General features: G+C 37.0%; 19 protein-coding genes. 14 read left to right on the forward strand and 5 right to left on the reverse strand.

Going from position 1 to position 17,749, the window contains the following annotated elements:
* Positions 1-122 precede the first annotated feature (122 nt).
* The 5 genes from QNH29_RS08020 to QNH29_RS08040 all read left to right on the forward strand — a co-directional run bounded on the left by QNH29_RS08020 (position 123) and on the right by QNH29_RS08040 (position 3,310).
* The gene (locus tag QNH29_RS08020) at positions 123-956 is read left to right on the forward strand and encodes an undecaprenyl-diphosphate phosphatase (protein ID WP_283864291.1); all 834 of its coding nucleotides are present in this window, start codon (positions 123-125) and stop codon (positions 954-956) included.
* Between the two features lie 305 nt (positions 957-1,261).
* The gene (locus QNH29_RS08025) at positions 1,262-2,479 is read left to right on the forward strand and encodes an ATP-grasp domain-containing protein (RefSeq protein WP_283864292.1); all 1,218 of its coding nucleotides are present in this window, start codon (positions 1,262-1,264) and stop codon (positions 2,477-2,479) included.
* A gap of 22 nt (positions 2,480-2,501) precedes the next feature.
* Complete coding sequence (locus QNH29_RS08030) at positions 2,502-2,921, forward strand: CotY/CotZ family spore coat protein (RefSeq protein ID WP_283864293.1); 420 nt, start codon at positions 2,502-2,504, stop codon at positions 2,919-2,921.
* A 125-nt stretch (positions 2,922-3,046) separates the two neighbouring features.
* A complete protein-coding gene (locus QNH29_RS08035) occupies positions 3,047-3,151 on the forward strand; it encodes a YjcZ family sporulation protein (RefSeq protein WP_283864294.1) in 105 nt (34 codons plus the stop codon).
* Positions 3,152-3,172: 21 nt separating this feature from the next.
* On the forward strand, positions 3,173-3,310 hold the full coding sequence (locus QNH29_RS08040; protein WP_283864295.1) for a YjcZ family sporulation protein: 138 nt from the start codon (positions 3,173-3,175) through the stop codon (positions 3,308-3,310).
* Positions 3,311-3,340: 30 nt separating this feature from the next.
* On the opposite strand, the gene QNH29_RS08045 is transcribed toward QNH29_RS08040, so the two are convergent.
* Both QNH29_RS08045 and QNH29_RS08050 read right to left on the reverse strand, forming a co-directional pair.
* A complete protein-coding gene (locus QNH29_RS08045) occupies positions 3,341-3,763 on the reverse strand; it encodes a YkvA family protein (protein WP_283864296.1) in 423 nt (140 codons plus the stop codon).
* 104 nt (positions 3,764-3,867) lie between these two features.
* Entirely contained in the window at positions 3,868-5,607 is a 1,740-nt protein-coding gene (locus QNH29_RS08050; protein WP_283864297.1) for an AAA family ATPase, read from the reverse strand.
* A 183-nt stretch (positions 5,608-5,790) separates the two neighbouring features.
* Here QNH29_RS08050 and QNH29_RS08055 point away from each other — a divergent pair, with 183 nt between their 5' ends.
* From QNH29_RS08055 to QNH29_RS08075, 5 genes are all read left to right on the forward strand, one after another.
* On the forward strand, positions 5,791-7,371 hold the full coding sequence (locus QNH29_RS08055) for a peptide chain release factor 3 (RefSeq protein WP_283864298.1): 1,581 nt from the start codon (positions 5,791-5,793) through the stop codon (positions 7,369-7,371).
* 133 nt (positions 7,372-7,504) lie between these two features.
* Positions 7,505-8,602, forward strand: coding sequence for an SDR family oxidoreductase (locus QNH29_RS08060; RefSeq protein ID WP_283864299.1), 1,098 nt, complete (start codon positions 7,505-7,507; stop codon positions 8,600-8,602).
* A 110-nt stretch (positions 8,603-8,712) separates the two neighbouring features.
* Entirely contained in the window at positions 8,713-9,186 is a 474-nt protein-coding gene (locus tag QNH29_RS08065) for a hypothetical protein (RefSeq protein WP_283864300.1), read from the forward strand.
* A 155-nt stretch (positions 9,187-9,341) separates the two neighbouring features.
* On the forward strand, positions 9,342-10,088 hold the full coding sequence (gene sigI, locus QNH29_RS08070; protein ID WP_283864301.1) for an RNA polymerase sigma factor SigI: 747 nt from the start codon (positions 9,342-9,344) through the stop codon (positions 10,086-10,088).
* Positions 10,089-10,102: 14 nt separating this feature from the next.
* A complete protein-coding gene (locus QNH29_RS08075; RefSeq protein WP_283864302.1) occupies positions 10,103-11,107 on the forward strand; it encodes an anti-sigma factor domain-containing protein in 1,005 nt (334 codons plus the stop codon).
* A 44-nt stretch (positions 11,108-11,151) separates the two neighbouring features.
* Here the strand turns inward: QNH29_RS08075 and QNH29_RS08080 are convergent, their stop codons facing one another.
* Together QNH29_RS08080 and QNH29_RS08085 are read right to left on the reverse strand one after the other, a co-directional pair.
* A complete protein-coding gene (locus QNH29_RS08080) occupies positions 11,152-11,349 on the reverse strand; it encodes an alpha/beta-type small acid-soluble spore protein (protein WP_090763659.1) in 198 nt (65 codons plus the stop codon).
* 119 nt (positions 11,350-11,468) lie between these two features.
* Positions 11,469-11,819 carry a DUF3905 domain-containing protein gene (locus tag QNH29_RS08085; protein ID WP_283864303.1) on the reverse strand — a complete coding sequence of 117 codons (351 nt, stop codon included), beginning with the start codon at positions 11,817-11,819 and terminating at the stop codon, positions 11,469-11,471.
* A gap of 129 nt (positions 11,820-11,948) precedes the next feature.
* On the opposite strand from QNH29_RS08085, the gene QNH29_RS08090 reads away from it, so the two are divergent.
* Together QNH29_RS08090 and QNH29_RS08095 are read left to right on the forward strand one after the other, a co-directional pair.
* Positions 11,949-12,110 (forward strand): protein YkzP, encoded by a 162-nt coding sequence (locus QNH29_RS08090; protein WP_169803640.1) that lies wholly within the window; start codon positions 11,949-11,951, stop codon positions 12,108-12,110.
* Entirely contained in the window at positions 12,110-12,244 is a 135-nt protein-coding gene (locus QNH29_RS08095; protein ID WP_283864304.1) for a hypothetical protein, read from the forward strand. Before QNH29_RS08090 ends, QNH29_RS08095 begins: the two co-directional genes overlap by 1 nt.
* Positions 12,245-12,270: 26 nt before the next feature.
* On the opposite strand, the gene QNH29_RS08100 is transcribed toward QNH29_RS08095, so the two are convergent.
* Complete coding sequence (locus QNH29_RS08100; protein WP_283864305.1) at positions 12,271-14,013, reverse strand: B12-binding domain-containing radical SAM protein; 1,743 nt, start codon at positions 14,011-14,013, stop codon at positions 12,271-12,273.
* A gap of 302 nt (positions 14,014-14,315) precedes the next feature.
* Between QNH29_RS08100 and QNH29_RS08105 the strand changes: the two genes are divergently transcribed.
* Entirely contained in the window at positions 14,316-15,329 is a 1,014-nt protein-coding gene (locus tag QNH29_RS08105; RefSeq protein ID WP_283864306.1) for a 2-oxoacid:acceptor oxidoreductase family protein, read from the forward strand.
* Entirely contained in the window at positions 15,329-17,623 is a 2,295-nt protein-coding gene (locus tag QNH29_RS08110) for a thiamine pyrophosphate-dependent enzyme (RefSeq protein WP_283864307.1), read from the forward strand. The genes QNH29_RS08105 and QNH29_RS08110 overlap by 1 nt, the downstream gene beginning before the upstream one ends.
* Positions 17,624-17,749: the final 126 nt, after the last annotated feature.

Raw genomic sequence — 17,749 nt, forward strand, 5'->3', positions numbered from 1 at the left:
CTCGCTGCCTTATTGTGAAAAAATATTTGCTTATGGCAATAGTAATTGAGTACAATTAATAAGTTATTCCATATCCTTAATATTTAAAACATAAGACAAACGTTAGGAGTAGTTAAATAACCATGGATTTATTATTGATTATTAAAGCTATCATTTTAGGATTAGTAGAAGGTCTTACTGAATTTGCCCCGGTATCATCAACGGGTCATATGATCATTGTGGATGATATGTGGCTCCGATCTGAAGAATTTTTGGGGAAATATAGTGCAAATACATTTAAAGTAGTCATTCAGCTTGGTTCTATTTTAGCTGTTGTCGTAACCTTCAAAGACCGGTTTATTGACCTTTTAGGAATGGGACGAATAAAAAATAAGCTATCTGGACACAGCGGCGGCCGTTTAAAGTTAACGCAAGTAATCGTTGGATTAATTCCTGCTGGAATCTTTGGCGTTCTTTTTGAAGACTATATTGATGAGCATTTGTTTTCAACTGAAACGGTCTTAATTGGTTTAGTTATTGGTGCTGTCTTCATGATTATCGCAGATCGCTTTGGCCCAAAAATTCCTAGGGTCGAGACAGTCGACCAAATAACATATAAACAAGCCATTACTATCGGTCTAATTCAATGTTTTTCATTGTGGCCAGGGTTTTCTCGTTCAGGCTCAACCATCTCAGGCGGTGTTTTAATAGGATTGAGTCACCGGGCTGCTGCTGATTTTACGTTTATTATGGCAGTACCTATTATGGCGGGTGCCAGCTTTCTTTCGTTACTGAAGAATTGGGAGTATATTACAATGGACGCACTTCCATTTTTTATTGCAGGATTTATTAGTGCCTTTGTTTTTGCTTTAATTTCAATCCGCTTCTTCCTAAAACTAATCGATAAAATAAAACTTGTACCATTTGCTATTTATCGAATTCTGTTAGCGTTAATCATTTTTCTTGTTTATTTTTAAATTAACCACTTTTGCTCACGAAAAACCAACAATGAAAATTTGTTGGTTTTTTTCTTGAATAATCTGTTTTCAGCCATTAGTAATGTTACGGTCATACCCTTATTGGTGTAAACCTTTAAGGTATTGCCTTTTCTAAACACTTGTCCATAAATTTTTTAACAGGCAACTGTCACACTTTAAAAATATTGGTCAAATAACTGTTCGTACATAATGAACATGCCTACACCAACTTATGGAAAACGAATATTTTATTGTAACAGGAAAACTAGCACAAAAAGGTGTGGACATTTTGGCGGGTGCAAGAGATGAATTCAATTGTTTTCTTAGGTACAAATAAAACAGGATCGAGCTATGAAGGAATAAAGGCGGCAAAAAGACTAGGCTACGAGACAATTTTGTTAACGAATCGCACCATATTTACTGAAAAAAAGGAGGATTATCAAGAAATAGATGATGTACGTCTAGTAAATATGTCTGAAACAGATAATATACTTTCAGCGATCACTGACCTTATTGAAGAGGGAAAAAAGGTTGTTTGTTATATAAGTTTTTTAGATGAGTATGTTTATTTAGCTGCGCTGCTAACTAAAACCCTTTGCAATATCCCTCTCACATATGAACCGTTGAACTTTATGACGGATAAAATTTTAACCAGAAGGTATTTAAGTGACAAGGATTATACCCCGTTTTATAAGGTTCTAAGTTCTGCTGTAAGTGATGATGAGCTGAAAGAGTTAAAAGACCAATTTCCTCTAATTATCAAATCTCCTCAATCCAATGGTTCAAAGGATGTATTACTAGTCGAAAATGTATGGGAATTTACAAAAGGTGTAAAGCAACTTCTTCGTAGAAACTCTGAATCTCCTATATTAGTAGAGGAATATTTGGAGGGACCACAATATTTGATTGAAGTCGTTGTCTTTAATTCCATAATCACTATTGCAGCAATTGTAGAGCAGGAAATAACAAAGGGTGAACGTTTTATCATTACAGGATATTCAGTCAGTCCTGAGTTAAGCTTAGAACAACTCCCTGGCCTAGAAGAAACTGTTATTTCAATCATTGAGGACTTTCAGTTAAGAAATGGTACTTGCCACTTAGAAATCAAATTAACAAAAAAAGGCTGGAAGCTAATTGAGATCAATCCGAGGATGGCTGGGGGAGCTATGAATCGGATGATTGAAGAAGCGTTTGGTTATAACCTTGCAGAACAGACAATTAAAGTGTATTTAGGGCTAGAACCAGATTTAAGAAAAAAGCACGATAAGGCAATTTATACCCATTATATAATTGTTCACACAGTTGGGAAGGTACTTAAAGTATCTGGTTGTGAGTCTGCAAAAGAACAAACTGGTGTTTTAGAGGTGTACACGAAGGCTGAATATGGTCAACTTGTTACACCGCCCCGCTCAATGGGGCAACGGTATGGATATGTATTAGCTGCAGCTGATTCAAAAGAACGTGCAAGAGAATGTGCCATGAAAGGCGCACAGCAAATTCAATTTTACCTGCAGCCTGTTTAAAAATAAGAAAGGAGGTTTGGTTATGGGGGAAGAACAAAAGAATGTGTGTATATGTCAAGAACTGCAGCAACTATTAGAAGAACAAAAAAAGTTATCCTTTGATGATTTTCGTTTTGTATGCGAGGATTTTGGATATGATACAATTCCATTTATCCTTTCAACAGGAAATTGTCAATTCGAGGCCTTTGGCTGGGCAAATAATGGTGACTTTTTTACCACAAATGTATTTAGAGTAGAAGCAGTAGATGTTAGGAGATGTTGCGCAACAATATCGCTACTTGAGCCTGTAGATATAGATGGCTACCCAGTAGATTTATGCGAAGTTTTTTCATTAAGAACAACTTCGAATTGCTTGGTTGTCGATCTCAGTTGTTTTAAATCACTTCAACCGCTGTCACCTAGCTTAGTAGACCGGCTCCTCCCTATAGTGGAACCTAAATGATTGATAAGCCCAATAAGATTGGGCTTATTCTTTTTTTTGAAAAGTGGATAATTTGGATATGTGTCTATCGCACATTTTTATCGTTATGAATAGGATATATGGAATTAAAAAGGGAGGTAATGTAAATGTCTGGTTCACATGGCGGGTACGGCGCAGGCTTTGCCCTACTAGTTGTATTGTTCATTTTGTTAATTATTATCGGGGCTTCTTGGGGCCGAGGATACTATTAATTTAAAAAGGGGGTTATACTGATGCCATTTGGTTATGGATACGGTGGATGTGGCTTTGGAGGTTATGGTTACGGAGGCTGCGGATTTGGAGGCGGCTTTGCGTTAATCGTCGTTTTATTTATCCTATTGATTATCGTAGGTGCAGCTTGCTTTAGATAAAAATTTGATGATGATAAAAGGCCCTCTTGACTAGTCAAGAGGGCTTTTTATCAGTGAGGCAAATGAGTCATTTTGTTTCCACTTTTTAAATTCAGTGATCTCTTCCGATAATTTCTTTAGCGTAAAGCTGATAAGTGCGGCGTCATCAAGGATTCCTAAACCGACAAGAAAGTCAGGGACTACGTCCAAAGGAGAAACGAAATAAAGAATTGCTCCAATAATCGTTAAGATAGTAGCGGGAGCAACGTTTCGATACTCGCCTTTTGAATAGGTTTGGACTAGATCAAAAAACAATTGAAGCTTCTCCCACGCGTGGCCTAAAGTGCCTTTATTATTTCTCGCTTTGAGGATTGCTTTTTTTAGTAAGCCATCCGTTTTTTTAGGATTGTTGAGGTAACCTTTTGCGCTTTCTTGATGTTTCTTTGCTTCAAAGTCTATTTTAAAATCAAGCATACAAATACACTTCCTCTAAGTGATTACATATGAATAGTTTGCCTAAAAAATTAATTTAAATTAAATAAAAAATTACCGGGTGCTATTTTACACCCGGTTGGAGTTTATGCAGAAACAAATTCATTAGTCTGATCCTCAAGTTTTCTCCATACAATTTCTTCGACCTCATAACCTTCGAGTGTTTCTTTCTTTAATAAGCGATCGACTAATTGTTCATACTGAGGTTGATGACTATTTATTAGACTTTCCGCTCTTTCGATAGCCTTTTCAAACAGTTCTTGCATCTTTTCTTCTTTGTCCTGTTTGTTAAAGGTGAGGGTAAAACCACCTTGAAGCATACCTGTATCTACCATTTGTTCAATAATTTGCTTTGCTTGCTGGACATCTCCACTGACACCTATGCTATGTTCGCCAAGCAGCATCCTTTCGGCAACACCGCCGGCTAATACCATAGCGACGCGATCTAGTAAATCACTCGTCGTTGATAAATGTAGCTCTTTAGGAATCGGTGCCACATATCCCAGTGCCTCACCACGTGGGATAATGGTCGCTTTTCTTACAGACCCTGGCTTCGTTAACGAAGCCACCATTGCATGCCCTGCTTCATGAATGGCCACTCGTCGCTTCGTATCAAGATCCTGTAAAGACCGTGAAGTACTTCCTAATATTGTCCGATCAAGAGCATAATCAAGATCACTTTTTGTTAAGACATCCTGTCCATTACGTACTGCCCGCCTGCTGGCTGTTTCAAATAAGGATTGCAGCTCCGCTCCTGAAAAGCCAGATGTACTTTCAGCTAACTCGTCTAATGAGGCTGCGACATCTTCACTAAGTGCTTTCCCTTTTGAATGGATTTCAATAATTTCTCTTCTTCCTTTTGTATCTGGAAGTGGAACATTGAACGTGAAGTCAATTCTACCAGGTCGGAGGAAAGCTTCATCAAGCATATCTTTTCTGTTCGTTGCGGCAATAAACAATATTCCATCGTTGGAATGTCCCCCATCGAGCTGAACGAGAAGCTCGGTTAATGTTTTTTCTGCTTCTTCACCGCCATGTGCTTTTCTTCTGCCAGCTAAGGCGTCTACTTCATCAATAAAGATTACTGCAGGACCTTGTTTTCTTGCAGTCTGGAATAAAGAGCGAACCCTGCTGGCCCCAACTCCTACAAATAACTCATTAAAGGCGGATCCGCTGGCGGAAAAGAAAGATGCATTTAATTCACGGGCAATTGCCTGTGCTAATAATGTTTTTCCCGTACCAGGCGGTCCATAAAATAGGATTCCTTTAGGCGGCTTAATCCCCATTTTAATGGCTCTTTCCGGTTCTTTTAATGTTGAAAGTGTCTGGAGAATTTCTTCCTTCATTTCTTCACCAATTCCACCAACATCACTTAAACTAATGGATGGGAGTGGTCGTGCTTGAGAAACACTGTTCTTCATTGAATTCGAGATCCCAATTCCACCTTTTGTTTTTTGAAGTACAAGAGCCGTTCCTACAAGTGTTAATATCACACCAGCCAAAATCCACTTTCCAAAACGGCTGCTATTAGAGAAGGAATAATCAATATTATATTTTTCAATAAGTTTGTCGATCATTTGACTATTCGGAGGAACGTGTGATTCGTATTTAAGCCCATCAACTTTGAGTTCGATGCTGCCGTCAGAGTGTTCTGTTAGCACAACTGGTCTCCCATTTTGACTTTGTATGATCTCTTCAACTGAGGAGTATGGAATTTCAATTTTTTCATTGGTTTTCAGGACAAACCAAACTGTCCCTCCTAGTATTAATAGTAACGCTGCGATGAGCGGAATAATCTTCGAAACTAGTTTTTTACTTTGATTCAAATATAGTCATCTCCTTAAAAAGAGTCTTATTCTATTATAAATGGAAAATGATAAAAGTGGATGAGGAAATGGGTGGAAAAGGATTTCCAGGAGATGCATTAAAGGATTGCAAATTTAACCGCGAGACTATAAGATTAAGGGTACGAGAAAAATTTTTGATTGCTAAAAAGAGAGGATTTTGAAATGGGTAACAATTTTAAAGAAGAAGTATTATCGCGAAGAACCTTTGCGATTATTTCTCACCCGGACGCCGGGAAAACAACACTTACAGAAAAATTACTGTTATTTGGCGGAGCGATTCGTGACGCTGGTACGGTAAAAGCTAAAAAAACAGGAAAGTTTGCAACCAGTGACTGGATGGAAATTGAAAAACAACGGGGAATCTCTGTTACGTCCAGCGTTATGCAATTTGATTATAATGATTTTCGTGTCAATATTTTGGATACTCCTGGACATCAGGATTTCAGTGAAGATACGTACCGTACTTTAATGGCTGTTGATAGTGCTGTTATGATTATCGATTCTGCTAAAGGGATTGAGGAACAAACATTAAAACTTTTCAAGGTTTGCAGAATGCGTGGAATTCCTATTTTCACTTTTATCAATAAACTGGATCGTCAAGGTAAAGCTCCTCTTGAGTTGCTTGCGGAATTAGAAGAGGTCCTTGGAATTGAATCATATCCTATGAACTGGCCAATTGGGATGGGAAAAGAGTTTCTAGGTATTTATGATCGATATTACAATCGAATTGAACAATTTAGAGTAAATGAAGATGATCGTTTCATTCCATTGAATGATGATGGAGAAATAGAAGGAGACCATCCTTTAAAGGCTTCTGGACTATATGACCAAACACTAGAAGAGATTATGCTGTTAAACGAAGCAGGTAATGATTTCTCAGCGGAAAAAGTAGCCGATGGAAAAATCACTCCGGTATTTTTTGGCAGCGCGTTAACCACTTTCGGGGTCCAAACTTTCCTAGAAACGTATCTCCAATTTGCTCCAGCACCAATGGCACGAAATTCATCAATAGGAGAAATCAATCCACTTGGTGAGCAGTTTTCAGGATTTGTTTTTAAAATTCAAGCAAACATGAATCCAGCCCATCGAGACCGAATTGCTTTTGTTCGAATTTGTTCTGGTAAATTTGAAAGAGGAATGACTGTAAATATTCCCCGCCTAGGTAAACAAATAAAACTTTCCCAGTCTACTTCTTTTATGGCTGAGGAAAGAAATACTGTTGATGAGGCGGTTAGCGGGGACATAATTGGTCTCTATGATACAGGCACTTACCAAATCGGTGATACGATTACTTCCGGGAAAGAGAACTTTCAATTTGAAAGACTGCCGCAATTTACACCGGAGCTTTTTGTCAGGGTTTCTGCGAAGAATGTAATGAAACAAAAATCATTTTATAAAGGAATCCAGCAACTTGTCCAAGAGGGTGCAATCCAGCTCTATAAAACAGTAAAAACAGATGATTACTTATTGGGCGCAGTGGGGCAATTACAATTTGAGGTTTTTGAGCATCGGATGAAAAATGAATACAATGCTGAGGTACTGATGGAACGTATCGGTTCTAAAATTGGAAGATGGATTGAAGGGGATATCGTGGACGAAAATCTTTCAAGTTCTAGAAGTCTGCTTGTAAAGGATCGTTTTGATCATTACGTATTCTTATTTGAAAATGATTTTGCGCTTCGTTGGTTCCAAGAAAAAAATCCAGACGTGAAACTTTATAACCCTATGGACCAGCATGAGTAAGAAGACGGGTATTTTCCCGTCTTTTTTTATATATAAAGATACAGAAAATTCAGATAAATACATTGACTATTACTTTCTCAACAACATACAATTAGTACAAATATCTACTTACCATATTTAAGGAGGGATTAAAATGGAATATAACCACTTTTTTACGGGATTTCCGGGTTTTATATGTAACCAGTTGATTCGGGAAGTTTTGAAAAGGAATGAATGGAAAGGAACTATTTACGTACTAGTTCTTCAAAGTATGATGGATAAAGCAAGGAAGGAACGACATGCTATTATTAAAGAATTAGGTCTTAATGAAGATGCATTTATCCTGATAGAAGGCGATATCACCCAACCATCACTTTTGATTTCTGAAGGTAACCTTGAATTACTAAACAATAGGATAACCCATGTTTATCATCTTGCAGCTATTTATGATTTGGCTGTACCAAGGGAAATTGCTTTTAGAATTAATGTGAATGGCACAAGCAATGTGAATAAGTGGGTACGAACGCTGACTCAATTAAAACGTTACGTCTATTTTAGTACAGCATATGTTGTGGGAAAACGTGAGGGAACCCTTTATGAGACTGAGCTAATTCGCCCTGTAAGTTTTAAAAATCATTATGAAGAAACAAAATATGAGGCTGAGGTTTTGGTTGAAAAACTAAAAGAAGAAATCCCAATTACGATTATTCGTCCCGGGATTGTTAAAGGTCATTCGCAAACAGGTGAAACGATAAAATTTGATGGCCCATACTTTATGATGAACTTTTTGGAAAAATTAAAATTTCTTCCTATACTCCCAAAACTAGGAAAAGGTGAGGCATATGTTAATTTGGTCCCAATCGATTATATCATTCAAGCCGTAGCATATCTCAGTTTTTTAGAAAAAGGTGTCGGAAAGACCTATCATTTAACAGATCCCCGTCCCTACCGTGCTTCGGAAATATACACTTTTATGATGGGTGAATTACTAAACAAGAAACCAATTGGCACCCTACCTTTAACAGTTGGCAAATGGTTCCTTTCTATAAAGATGTTGAGAAAGTACCTGGGGGTAGAAAAAGAAGCACTGGATTATTTTACGTGGATGGGTGATTTTGATTGTACACTTGCAGCCAATGATTTAAAGGGATCTGGAATTGAATGCCCCGATTTTAGGGACGGTATAAAGGCAATGACTGCTTTTTACTTAAAACAAAAGGATAATCCAAACTATCAAATACCTATTTTATGAGTTTAACACAAAATTACTGTTCAAAAATATTTCTTATATACCTCGTTTATTCGAACGTTTACTGGTAAAACTAATTTGGAAGTAACTTACAGCAGAAACGAGATAGAGAAATGAAAAAAATGAGCAAATTAGAAGCAGTATTATGGAGTATAGCCTTTCCCGGTTTTAGTCAGCTATTAAGTGGTAAGTACATCAAAGGTATTTTCTTTGTAATTCTTGAATTTATGATAAATGTCAACAGTAATTTTAATAGTGCCATTATGTACAGTTTCTTAGGTGAGATAAGAAAAGCTGAATTAGTACTTAATTATCAGTGGCTAATGTTTTATCCATGCGTTTATATGTTTGCAATGTGGGATGGGTACCGTTCAGCTATGCCGGCTGAGGAAAAATACTCGTATTTACCTTTTGTATTTTCCGCTTATTTTGTAACCGTAGGATTAATGATTTCACCTAAGGTCACGGTTTTTAATGTTCATCCAGGTCCAGTTTTCTTACCTATGTCATTTGTTATTCCGGGGATATTAGTTGGTTTTTTGATAAAATGGATACTACAATTGCGGGAAAAAAAGCTTCAAATCTGACACAGATTTGGAGTTTTTTTTCGGTAAAAATTTTTTGTGCCCCCAGAAAGGATGTTGATGATTCGTAATTCTTTATTGGAAGTAATCTTGTCAGAACCTTCAAAGTCCAATCTATTATTCTTATGGTATAATTGGTTGAACAGAGAGGTGAGGCAATGCTAGGTTTATTGTTTTTAACCAAGAATAAAAAACGTACTTTAGAAGAGTCGGTACGGCTAATTCAACAAGGTGACTGCTCTTTACTAAATGAAATTATAGAGGATTACAAACCATTTATTGCAAAAAACGTATCTTCCGTATGTAAACGATATATCTATGAAACCGACGATGAATTTAGTATTGGTCTTATTGCATTTAATGAAGCAATTGAAAAATATTCAGCTGAGAAGGGCAGTTCCCTGCTAAGTTTTGCTGAAGTAATCATTAAACGAAGGGTAATTGATTATATTCGGAAGCAGACGAGAAACCAACATGTTAGTATTGACTTAACTTATACTACAGTTGAAGAAGAGTCCGCCGGTATGGTAATTGTGAACGAGTTGTCACTAGAAGAATATAAGAGAAAGTCTGATGATGAAATACGGAAAGAGGAAATTATTCAATTTCAAGCATTATTAACATCATTTGATTTAAGCTTCAGTGATTTGGTTGAAAATTCACCAAAGCATACCGATGCAAGGGAGAACGCAATCAAAGTAGCTAAGCTAATAGTTGAAAATAAAGAATTATGGGACTCCTTATATGAGAAAAAGCGTCTTCCCATAAAGCAGCTAGAAAAAATGGTGAATATCAGTAGAAAAACAATTGAACGTAACCGGAAATATATTATCGCAATTGCACTTATATTATCTAGTGATTATGTATATTTAAACGATTATTTAAAGGGGGTGCTTGAAACATGAAAAGGGGAGTTGTAATGGAAGTTAATGACCCTTATTTGACATTATTAACTTCTAATGGAGAATTTTTGCGTGCCCGCAAAATGGAGAGAGATTATTCCATTGGTGAAGAGATAGATTTTTTTCCTGTAACGGATTATTTAGAAAAAACAAAATCATTTAAAAACTTTTTTACCTTCAAAACAGTTTGGATGACAATGGCTGTTATTATAATTAGTTTAGGGTCTATTATCCCAGTGTATCAAGATAATAAAGCTTACGCGTATATGGCTATCGTTGCTGGCACTGATATTGAAATGGGATTAAATAAGGATATGCAGGTAGTTGAATTAAAAGCATATGATAAGGAAGCTGAAAAGTTTATTTCTCAGCTGGAAGGCTGGAGAAAGATGGACGTTTCTGAATTAACTTCTATTATCCTAAATGAGTTGAAAGATGATGGTCAAATAACGGAAGCTAAGCCAGTTGTAATTTCTACTGTTAAAACGGATGGGCTAAAGGCGATTGGAACAACAAATCTCAAAAAAAACATCAAGGAAATTCAACAAACAGTGGATAAAAATTATATAGAAGTCAACATGTATTCTAGTACAGAAGAAGAAGTTGAAAAAGCCCAAAGTTCAGGTGTTCCAGTCGGGGTCTATCATAGAAATAAGAATAAATCCGCACAAAAAACAAAAGTAAAAAGTCAGCAGACAAAAATGGATAAAGTAGAACCTGCTGTTATCACTCCACCAGATTCTTCATCGGCTGTTTTGCCTCCGGGACAGCAAAAGAAACAAGAAATTGACAATAACAATACTAATAATAAACAACAACAAGGTGAATTGAACCAAGATATAAAACAAGGTGATTTGAACCAAGATATACAACAAGGAAATGGACAACAGACTCCACCTGGATTAAATGAAGATGGCAATGGAAAAGGTAAACAAAATCAAGTCAACCATAAAGAAAAAATTAAACCGGATATGCAGGAAGCCAATAGTCAAAAGCAACAAGAGAAAAATGATAAAAAATAAGTCCGGCAAAAATGCCGGACTTCTTCCATGTTTATTTAATTCAATTATTGTTGTTGTCCAGCCATTTGAGCTTGCGCCTGTTTTACTAATCTTTTTGTGATTTCGCCGCCAACAGATCCATTCGCACGGGACACTGTATCAGAACCTAAATTAACCCCAAATTCTTGAGCGATTTCATATTTAACTTGGTCCAGGTATTGCTCAATTCCTGGAACTAATAATTTATTGCTGCTGTTAGCCATTTTTTTCAACTCCTTAATATCTATACAGAGATTGAATTCTCTGTAGTTGTATTATGATTCAATTCGCTATTAAAATAAGTGGTAATGTTTTGCGGTTATGGTACGAATAAGTAAATAAATTAATCAGTACCTTTGCTGACATCGATTGTTGGGTGCATAAAGGGATAGGCTTTGGGTTTCTTTTTGCTTTCAAGCAGTTCCCGATTTTCCGCCGTATTCCAGCCAATATCATTTGTAGGATGAACCCACTCATCCCCCGCCATAATTTCTGGGTCGGTATTCTCTGTCCAATTCTCTAATGGAGAGTTTGGAGAGGAATAATTGCTGTCACCAATTACAACCCCATGCTCATTTACAAATGGAGGCTGCATTTTAATACCGGTACCCTCAAAACTTGGGGCATTTATTTGATGCGGCATAGTTTCGTCGATCGTTAAATTTTCATCAGTTTCTTTGTTGTTTCTCGTCATTTTTCCTCACTCCTATTTTTCTTTATTTTTCGCTGCTGTGACAATTTTATTTATGAAAAATAAGGAAGTGATTGAATTTCTGCTTTTGTACAAGCTAATGATGTAACATAATAATGGGAGGCTGAAAAAATGGCTAAAAGAAAAGCAGAACATGACGCTGTAAATAAGTATTCGAAAACTCCTCATAAGAACGTTCAGGAAAGTGAATTTTCAGCAGAATATGCTGGTACAGAAGATGCGATTAAAGTTCAAAACCGTAACTCGAAGCTTGGAAAAAAAGGAAGAAGTTAATGAAAGATAAAAAAAAATTGCAAAAAACACGTGAGGAATTCAGCGTCGAATTTGGTGACGTTAATGGCATAAAGTTATACGAAATACTTCAAGCTAGAGACAACAATAAAAAGACTTCCAAAAAAGAAAAGTAAGCCGGCTATAATAAGCCGGCTATTTTTTAAATCTTAAATGGAAAAATAATCGTTCCTTTATTTGACGGGTCAAAATATGCTAATAAAAATGAACGGTGTTTTACAACTCTATCTGAAGCTAAGTACACGGACAGATCAAAAGACAATTCTTCAATCATGGTATGCTTATATAAATCTTTTTCATCCAGTTTCAGAGCCAAATAAGTTTCTCCCAAAAGGGTTGGGGTTTCTATAATTTGCTTATATATTTCTGTTCTAGTTTGTTTATTAGAGCTTTGCTCCCACCAAGGCTTACGCGGTTTGTACTTATGATTACTTAAGTAATCATATTTCATTAGACCAGCAATGATATCAATGTCGCTTACCTCTTTTGATTCTAGAAAAGAGAATAATCTTCGAAATAAATCTTCTAATTGATGGCCGATTCTAGACCAGCTCTGCTCATCCCAATAGGTCCCAAACTCCTGAAAAAAGTCAAAAGGTGAAGGAAAAGCACTGGTTACTAAATACTCAATCGTATGATTCATACGATGGTCATTCCAATATTTTTCTAAAACATCCTCTACCTGTTTAATTCTAAGAATGTCATTAAATGTAAGGACATTATTTCCTAAGATTTCATAAGGAGATTGATCCATGAAAATATAATTATGGTCAGACGCACGAAGTCTAAGACCGGTCCCTCTTAACATTTTTAAAAAACCTAACTGCAATTCTTCTGGGCGAAGTTCAAAAACATCATTAAAGGTTTTCCGGAACGAGGAATAATCCTCCTCTGGAAGACCGGCGATTAAATCTAAATGCTGGTCAATTTTTCTGCCTTCTTTCACCATCGTGACCGTCCGAGTCAATTTTTCAAAATTTTGTTTTCGCATTACAAGCTCGTTCGTATAATCATTGGTTGATTGTACACCAATTTCAAAACGGAACAGCCCTTTTGGTGCTTCCTTGTTTAAGAATTCGATAACTTCAGGTCTCATGATATCTGCTGTAATTTCAAATTGAAATACCGTTCCTGGCAGATGTTCATCTATTAAGAAGCGGAACATTTCCATCGCATAGCTTCTGCTTATATTAAAAGTGCGGTCAACAAATTTAATGGTTTTGGCACCGTTTGCCATTAAATAGCGTATATCATCCTTAATTTTTTCTCTATCAAAATAGCGTACTCCGACTTCAATGGAAGAAAGACAAAATTGACAGTTAAATGGACAACCTCTGCTTGTCTCAATATAAGTGACACGCTTTCCTAAATGTGGTGCGTCTTCAGGAAACCTATATGGAGAAGGAAGTTCTTTAAGGTCGAGTTTGTTCATTTGAGGGGTGACTCTTATTTTTCCATTATCACGGTAGGCGATTCCCTGGACGTTTCTATACTCTCTTTTTCCATTCAATTCAGTAAGTAATTGTTTAAAAGAATGTTCGCCTTCCCCAATGATAATAAAATCAACATTTGGCAGTTTTTCCATCCATTCTACTGTATCGTACGTAACCTCAGGACCGCCTAAAACAATTTGAATAGAGGGATCAATCTTTTTCAGCATATTGACAACTTTTATGGTCTCTTCAATGTTCCAAATGTAACAGCTAAAGCCAATTAGTGTTGGTTTTTGCTGATAGAGGTCAGCTACGATATTCATGGCAGGATCTTTGATTGTATATTCCTTCAGCTGGACATTAAATTCCGGAGCTGCAAAAGCCTTTAAGTAACGGATTGCTAAATTAGTATGAATATATTTAGCATTTAAGGTGCTGCAAATTATGTTCATTGTAAATCTCCTTCGACAAAATAAAAACAATAGTATATTATACCCCATTTTTAATAAAAACGATAATCGAAGCAGCGAAATACATCTGTTATACTACTGTCTGTTGGCTGTTGCATAATTATATCAATGAATAAATCCATATAAATAAGCGTTTTTTTTTGTTATTTAAATGTGTTATAGAATTTTTTTTAATATGTTTGATAATTGTCACAGCTTGAAATAAATTTATATCCTACAATGAATGAAGGGAATTTGTATTGTATGTATTTTCAGTCTTTTTGACATGAAGGGGGAGGGACATAATGTCTATATTACCGAAGAAAAATGAGCTTGGGTTCTTTGAGATTCGCCTGGAATCTATTGGAGGTCTTGGAGCAAACCTAGCCGGGAAAATGCTAGCTGAAGCAGGAGTATTAGGTCTTGGTTTGAACGGATCGAACTTCTCATCATATGGGTCCGAAAAGAAGGGGTCACCTGTTAAAAGCTTTATTCGTTATTGTGAGCCAGAAGTAGAAATAAGGGATCACAGTCCCATTGAGCAGCCGCATATTGTAGCGGTTTTTCATGAAGCACTTTATAAGACAGTTGATGTAGTCAGCGGATTAAATGCTGATGGTATTGCACTTGTAAATACTGCCAGAGAGTTTGATTCAGTCAAAAGGGACCTAAAATTAGAATATGGAACCCTTGCTATAGTTGATGCATTAACGATTGCAGTTGAGGAAAAAACAAAAGTTAACACAGCAATGCTTGGCGCTTTGTATCGTATTTGTAATTTTTTAGACCCTGATTCAATGAGAAACGTTATTCGGAAAACATTTGAAAAGAAGTACCCTCATCTTGTTGAACCGAATATACGTACGTTCGATCGTGGGTTTAATGAAGTTCAATTTAAGAAATATGAAGTACCCGAGGGTGCAGAGGGAAAAAGTTTTACACGTCCACTTCCGCAATTGGGCTACTTAACACAAGAAATTGGCGGAGTCCTGACCGCACAGGCAAATAGTATTTTAAAAGATTTAAGCGGATCACGACAAGGATTCCTTCCAGAGTTTCAACAGAAGAAGTGTATTAATTGTGCTGCTTGTGATAATGTCTGTCCAGACTATTGCTTTGTGTGGGAAGCTGGTGAAGATAAAAAAGGCAGAAAGCAAATGTTCCTGAAAGGGATTGATTATCAATATTGTAAGGGCTGTTTAAAATGCGTGGAGGCCTGCCCAACTGATGCACTTGGAGATCTTCGTGAAATGATTGGATATGCCGAAACTAACACAGTAAAACAAAACTTTCCTTATGTGGCAGGGGGGATTTCATAATGGCAATGTTAGAGGATAAAATCAATAGCTTAGCTGTTGCTGAGCAACTTTCAACCTTTGAGTCTGGAAATGAAATGGCTGCAATGGCAGCTGCACAAATTAATTACCATATTATGGGGTACTTTCCAATCACCCCTTCCACTGAAGTAGCCCAATTCTTAGACCAGATGAAAGCCCGCGGGGAACATGATATTAAGCTAATCCCAGCGGATGGTGAGCATGGCTCAGCCGGGATCTGCTATGGTGCAGCAGCTACTGGTGCCAGGGTATTTAATGCTACCAGTGCGAATGGCCTGCTTTATATGATCGAACAGCTTCCAGTACAAGCAGGGACTCGTTTTCCAATGGTAATGAACCTGGTTACGCGGGCAGTAAGTGGACCTCTCGATATTAGAGGAGACCATTCTGACCTTTACTTTGCCCTGAATACTGGATGGGTGATTTTAACTGCAAGAACACCACAAGCAGTTTATGATATGAATATTATGGCGCTTAAAATTGCAGAACACTCTAAAGTACGATTACCAGTCATCGTAGCCTACGATGGATTCTTTACTTCCCATCAGAAGCGCAGAGTGCAGTACTTTAAAGATAGAAAAGTTGTTCAACAATTTGTCGGTGAGTGTCCGACAGATTATCATTTTGCTAGAGATCCGAAAAAACCAGTCACAATTGGTGCACATATGAATGGTGAGGATTTAATTAATAACCATTTCCAACAATCTGAAGCTATCTATGCTGCTGGCGAGGTATTTAGAGAGGTTGCGGCAGAATATGCCCGCATTTCTGGCCGTGAATATCCAGTATTAGATTTATATAAGATGGAAGATGCAGAAGTTGCTTTATTCTTATTAAACTCTGCTGCTGAATCTGCGAAAGATGTAGTGGATCAATTACGTGCACAAGGAATTAAGGCAGGTGTGATCAGTCCAAATATCATTCGACCATTCCCGGCTAAAGAAATTCGTGAAGCGCTTAAAAATGTAAAAGCATTATTAGTGGGTGAGCGAGCAGATTCATATGGCGCAAATGGACCGAACTTAACTCATGAGGTAAAATCAGCACTTCAAGAAGACCGAAATAATCAAACTATTGTTCTTAGCCGTGTTTTTGGTCTTGGTGGTAAGGATTTCTACGCAAGTGACGCTGAAAAATTCTTCGATATGACAATTGAAGCGATGGAAAAAGGGTTTGCTGAAAAACCATTTGATTATTATGGACATGTACCAGGTAATCCGGAAAAGATTCTTAAGCCTGTCATTACACCACAGCACGGTGATGTATATAAATCTGGTTTAATCGATGTGAAAATGGACGAAGAAACAAATAAACTAAAGGTGAAAATCCCGCCGCTTCGAGCATTAACCGGAAAGCCTAAGCGAATTGCTTCCGGACATGGAGCATGTCCAGGCTGTGGTATTTTTGCTGGACTGGAACTATTCTTTAAAGGGATTGAAGGGGATATTGTCACATTATTCCAAACTGGTTGTGCATATGTAACAACTACTTCTTATCCGCACAGTTCTCATAAACAAACGATGATCCATAACCTATTCCAAAATGGGGCCGCTACGTTATCTGGAACATTAGAAGCATTCCTTGAATTAAAACGTCGTGGTGAAATAGAAATTTCAGATGATGCGACATTTGTAATGATAACTGGAGACGGCGGTATGGACATTGGAATGGGCTCTGCTATTGGTACAGCTCTTCGTGGACATAAGCTTATCATGCTGGAATATGATAATGAAGGTTACATGAATACTGGCTCACAAATGTCCTATTCAACACCAATTGGGCATATGACAAGTACTTCAGGTGTTGGCAAAGCTCAAAAGGGTAAAGGATTCCATCATAAGGATACGGCGCAAATTATGGCAGCAGCCAATATACCTTATATATTTACAGGGGCTGAAAGCTTTCCTCAAGACTTAATTAAAAAGGGTGCTAAAGCTCAATGGTATGCACAAAATGTAGGTACAGTTTATGGTAAGATATTAATAACCTGCCCGCTGAACTGGAAATCTGAAGACCGTTACGGAACAACAATATTAGAAAAGGCTGTTAATTCCTGCTTCTTTCCTTTATATGAGGTAGAGCAAGGTGTGACCAGCATTACCTACAACCCAGAAGATAAAAACAAACGTATAGCTATCTCTGAATGGCTGAAATACATGGGAAAAACAAAACATCTGCTTAAAGAAGAAAACAAATCTATTTTAGATGAGTTTGAGGCAGAAGTAGAGAAGAGATGGCAGCGTCTTAAGGCAAAGCACGAAAATCCATTCCTATAAATGATAGAAAGGTAGAACGGAAAATTCCGTTTTACCTTTTTTATTGGATTTTTCCCAACCAGATTTACTATCAATGTCATTATTTTTTTGTCAAGTAAAAAGGATTTTCTATTATAATGTAGAATA

The organism is Neobacillus sp. DY30, from assembly GCF_030123065.1.
Lineage (GTDB): Bacteria > Bacillota > Bacilli > Bacillales > Cytobacillaceae > Neobacillus.